We start from the raw sequence: 4,379 nt of genomic DNA on the forward strand, positions 1-4,379 counted from the left end.
CAGTGTTGGTACGATGTTGGGGGGGCAGGATAAAGGACATTTGTTGCATTTCTGGCAAGGATGCTGCCTCAGCAGCCACTGTGCGTCTGATCATCATCGCCAAACTGTGTATAGTGCAATATGTTGAGTTCAGGATTGATCGTGTCCTTCCGGCAAGGCTGCATGAAATCGCGTCCCTGGCCCGGTAGCGTAGGAGCCCCGTTTTTGTGATTTGGAGGCTCCACGATGTCACTGTCACTCCCCGCCGCGGCCGATCTGGCGCAGACGGCGGCGGCCTTTGCCCACTGGCGTAGCACCACGTCGGCGGGCGCGCGCATTCCCGAGGAACTGTGGTCGCGGGCGGTTGAACTGGCCGCCCGCCATGGGGTGAGCAAGGTCGCCACGACGCTGCGGCTGGACTACGCCGGTTTGAAGCGGCGGCTGACGGCGCGGACAGCGCCCCCGCCGGTGCCCTGCGCGGCGCCGCCGGCCTTTGTGGAGATGATGCTGGGCTTACCACCGTCGGGGCCGGGCTGCGTGCTGACCCTGTCCGACGCCCGTGGCCGTTCGTTGCGCATTGAGTGGACCGGGACGGCGACCAGCGAGGTTGCGACGGTGGCGCGCAGTCTGTGGGAGGCGGCGCCGTGCTCGCCCTGACCCCGCAGCTGCGCGTGTTGGTCGCGACGGCCCCGGCGGACTTTCGCCAAGGCATTGATGGTATTGCCCGGCGGGTGCGTCAGGTGCTCGCCGATGATCCCATGAGCGGAGCGCTCTTCGTCTTCCGCAACCGCCGCGGCACCGCCATCAAGCTCCTGGTCTACGACGGCCAGGGCTTCTGGCTGTGTCAGAAGCGCTTGTCCGCAGGCCGCTTTGGGCACTGGCCGAGCGGGCCGCCGGGGCAGGTGCTGGCCCCCCAGGAACTGGCGGTGTTGCTGGCCGGTGGGGATTGGCGCGCGGCGGCGGGGGCGCCGGTATGGCGGGCGCTGACGCCGCCGGGCGGTGACACGGTGGCACACAGTACGCTATAACAGCATCCATGAGCACGCTGATCCAGCCCCGCCGGCACGTCACGGCATGAGTCGACGCAAGAACCAACGCACCCCGCGGGTGTCGGTCCCGATCGCGCGACTCGATGCCATTGTCGAGCGCACCCGCACCGAACCGTTACCCGCGCACGACCACGCCACCCTCAAGGCGGCGGTGGATACCTTGGCGCGCCTGACCGAGGAGCTGGAGACCACGACCACCACCCTGGAGCGGGTGCGCCGGCTGATCTTCGGACCCCGCACCGAGCGCACGGACACGGTCCTGGGCAAGGACCAGCCAGCGCCGAGCGACGCCGCGGCGCCGCCCGCCGACGCCGCAGCACCTGGCGCCACCGACGGCGATGCCACGCTGCCGCCCCACAAAAAGACGCGCCGCGGCCATGGCCGCAACGGCGCGGACCAGTATCCCCGCGCCCCGCGCATCTCGGTCACCCACGCCAGCTTGAAGCAGGGCGACCCCTGTCCCGAACCCGATTGCACCGGCCGGGTCTATGTCCAGCGCCAGGATCCGGCGGTCCTGGTGCGCGTCACCGGGGTGGCGCCCCTGCAGGCGCAGATCTACACCCTGGAGCGGCTGCGCTGTGGGCTGTGCGGCACGGTGTTCACGGCCGCACCCCCAGCGGGCATTGGCACGGCGAAATACGACGCGACGGCCGCCGCCATGATCGGGCTGCTGAAATACGGCTGTGGCCTGCCGTTTCAGCGCATCCAGCGCCTGGAGCAGGCGCTGGCCATCCCGCTGCCGACCACCACCCAATGGGATGTGGTCGCGGCCGCCGCGCCCTGCCTTGCCCCCGCGGTGGAGGAACTGGCCCAGCAGGCGGCCCAGGGCACGGTGCTCTACAACGATGACACCACCATGCGCATCCTCAAATTCACCGCCGAGGCGCGCGCCGAGGCGCTGCCCCCGGGGGCCGACGCTGAGCGCACCGGGGTGTTCACCGGCGCGGTGGTGGCCGAGACCATCAACGGCCCGATCGCCCTGTTCAAAACCGGACCCTGCCATGCCGGGGAGCATCTGGCGGAGATCCTCGCACAGCGCCACGACCCCGCGCCCCCGATCCAGATGTCCGATGCCCTGGCGCGCAATACCCCGGGGGCGCATCCCACCCAGGCCGCGTCCTGTATTCCCCATGGGCGGCGCAAGTTCGTCGAGGTGCATGACGCCTTTCCAGACGAGGTCGCCTTCGTGCTGGAGATCCTGCGCCCCGTGTTCCACACCGACCAGCAAGCCCAGCAACAGGGGCTCGACCCACACGCGCGCCTACGACTTCACCAACAGGAGAGCGGCCCACGGATGAAGGCGCTCCACGACTGGATGCTCAAGCAGTTCGAGACGCACGCCGTGGAGCCCAACTCTGGGCTCGGGCAGGCGATCCGCTACTTGCAGAATCATTGGGAGAAGCTGACGCTGTTCCTGCGCGTGCCCGGCGCACCGCTGAGCAATAACATCTGCGAGCGGGCGCTCAAGAAGGCCATCCTGCATCGGAATTATGCACACCTCAGGATTAGGCACAGTCAGGCCCATGCGCCTTCGTCGCGACCGGATGAGGAGGCTTTCCAAACAATGACATCCGGTCGCTGGACCAGCGAGCGGTGCGGTTATCAACTGCGCATAATCACAGAGACTCCAAGAAGGCGAGCACATCGGCACTGGGCTGGTGTCGCCCCGGTGTTGTTCCTGGCGGTTGCAGTTTCGCCAAGGTCGCTTCCTTCATCGTCAGGTCGGCCTCCAAGTATTGATGCGTCGTGTTCACCTGTTCATGCCCTAACCAGAGGGCGATGACCGCCAGGTCCACACCGGCTTGGAGCAACTGCATGGCAGTGGTATGCCGAATTACATGCGGCGATATCTGACGCGCGCGCAGGGAAGGACAGGACTCGGCAGCGGTCATGACTGCGAGTTGTAGGCGTTGTTCGACGCCGGAGCGGCTCATCGCCGCACCGAACCGGTTGGGTAAGAGCGGCTGTTCCGGAGTGACACTGATGCGAGGTAACCAGGCGCGCAACAGCTGCGTGGTGCGTTGCCACAAGGGAAGGATACGTTGCTTACGGCCTTTGCCATGCAGTTGGACAGCGCGATAGGCGGGTGAATCGACGTCACTGCGGTGGATACCGATGAGTTCGGAGACCCGCGCGCCGGTGTTATAGAGCATCAGCAACAACAGTTGATCGCGTTGTCCACTCCAGGTTCCAGGGTCCGGTGCCCGAATGATTGCTTCCATCTCCTCACCGGAAAGAAACCCGACCAGTGGTCGGTCAAAGCGTTTCATGGGGATCGCCATCACCCGCTGGATCTGCACCAGGGCCGTCGGCTCCTGCAGCGCGGCATAGTGCAGAAAGGCCCGAATCGCCGCGAAGCGGGCATTGCGGCTGCGGACACTGTTGCCCCGCGTGCCCTCCAAGTGATCGAGGAACGCGAGCACCAGCTCGACATCCATGTCGCGCAGACAGAGCGTGCTGACTGAACGGCCCAGGTGCTGCTCTGCAAACCGCAATAGCAGGCGAAAGGTGTCGCGATAACTGCTGATTGTTTGGGGACTGGCACGTTGTTGCTGAAGCAGTCGCTGACAGAAAAACTGCTGCAGTAGCCGCGCCAGATCGGTCACCTGTCCGGCGGTGGTCATGGCTGTGCCTCCGCGTAAGATTGCGCCCGCTGTTCGAAGCGCTCACCTGCTACCCCCAGCAACTGCGGAGTCGCAGTCAGGTACCAGTAGGTATCGGACACCTTGCCGTGCCCCAGATAGGTTGCCAGGTGAGGCAGCGCCCACTGGACCTCAATGCCGGCGGTATACCAACCTAAGAGACGGCGACAGGTGAAGGTATGGCGAAGATCGTAGAGGCGTGGTCGGGTGCCTGGGGGGCGCTGGTCCCAACCGAGCCGGGCGCTGATGCGTGCGAAGGCCCAGCGGGCGCGTTGGCTACTGACGGCCTTTGCATCGTCGAGTAGAAAGAAGGTGGTAGCGTGTGTCTGCGGAAGGTGTTCCTGGCGTGCCGCGCGATACTCGGCCAGCGCCGCGCACGCGCTGGGATGCAAGGGGACCAGGCGCGACTTGCGGAATTTTGTCGCCCGCACGGTCAGTTGGCCTTGTTGCAGATCAACATCTTCATCGCTCAGGTGCAGGGCCTCGCCGACCCGTAGCCCCGTCGCTGCCAGCAACCCGAGGAGACACCGCACGGTGAGGGGGCGCAGACCGCCCGCTGGTGACAGTTGTGGCTCTCTGGGAACTCAGTAGGTTATGATATACTTAAATTACATGATCTTACGAAGAACTGGAGGGCGCCATCGAGTCTAACACCACGTCACTTAAGCAAGCGATGGAGATATTAATTGATCTGCCAAATATTCAAATC

4 protein-coding genes and 1 pseudogene are annotated in these 4,379 nt (G+C 65.2%); 3 read left to right on the top strand and 2 right to left on the bottom strand.

Going from position 1 to position 4,379, the window contains the following annotated elements; genetic code table 11:
* Window positions 1-225 precede the first annotated feature (225 nt).
* The 3 genes and pseudogenes from QZX93_RS15080 to QZX93_RS15090 all read left to right on the top strand — a co-directional run.
* Entirely contained in the window at window positions 226-636 is a 411-nt protein-coding gene (locus QZX93_RS15080; protein WP_295394721.1) for a hypothetical protein, read from the top strand.
* Window positions 624-1,007, top strand: a complete 384-nt coding sequence (gene tnpB, locus QZX93_RS15085; protein WP_295394724.1) for an IS66 family insertion sequence element accessory protein TnpB — start codon at window positions 624-626, stop codon at window positions 1,005-1,007. Before QZX93_RS15080 ends, tnpB begins: the two co-directional genes overlap by 13 nt.
* Before the next feature lie 46 nt (window positions 1,008-1,053).
* Window positions 1,054-2,508 (top strand): annotated as a pseudogene (locus QZX93_RS15090) (transposase); the annotation flags it as partial.
* A gap of 136 nt (window positions 2,509-2,644) precedes the next feature.
* Here the strand turns inward: QZX93_RS15090 and QZX93_RS15095 are convergent.
* Entirely contained in the window at window positions 2,645-3,652 is a 1,008-nt protein-coding gene (locus QZX93_RS15095) for a tyrosine-type recombinase/integrase (protein ID WP_295391235.1), read from the bottom strand.
* A complete protein-coding gene (locus QZX93_RS15100; protein WP_295391237.1) occupies window positions 3,649-4,203 on the bottom strand; it encodes a tyrosine-type recombinase/integrase in 555 nt (184 codons plus the stop codon). The genes QZX93_RS15095 and QZX93_RS15100 overlap by 4 nt, the downstream gene beginning before the upstream one ends.
* Window positions 4,204-4,379: the final 176 nt, after the last annotated feature.

Source organism: uncultured Thiodictyon sp. (genome assembly GCF_903946935.1).
Classification (GTDB): domain Bacteria; phylum Pseudomonadota; class Gammaproteobacteria; order Chromatiales; family Chromatiaceae; genus Thiodictyon.

Bases quoted from the DNA above. Each gene is read 5' to 3' on its own strand.
- QZX93_RS15080 (WP_295394721.1), top strand. From the start codon at position 226: ATGTCACTGTCACTCCCCGCCGCGGCCGATCTGGCGCAGACGGCGGCG.
- QZX93_RS15095 (WP_295391235.1), bottom strand. From the start codon at position 3,652: ATGACCACCGCCGGACAGGTGACCGATCTGGCGCGGCTACTGCAGCAG.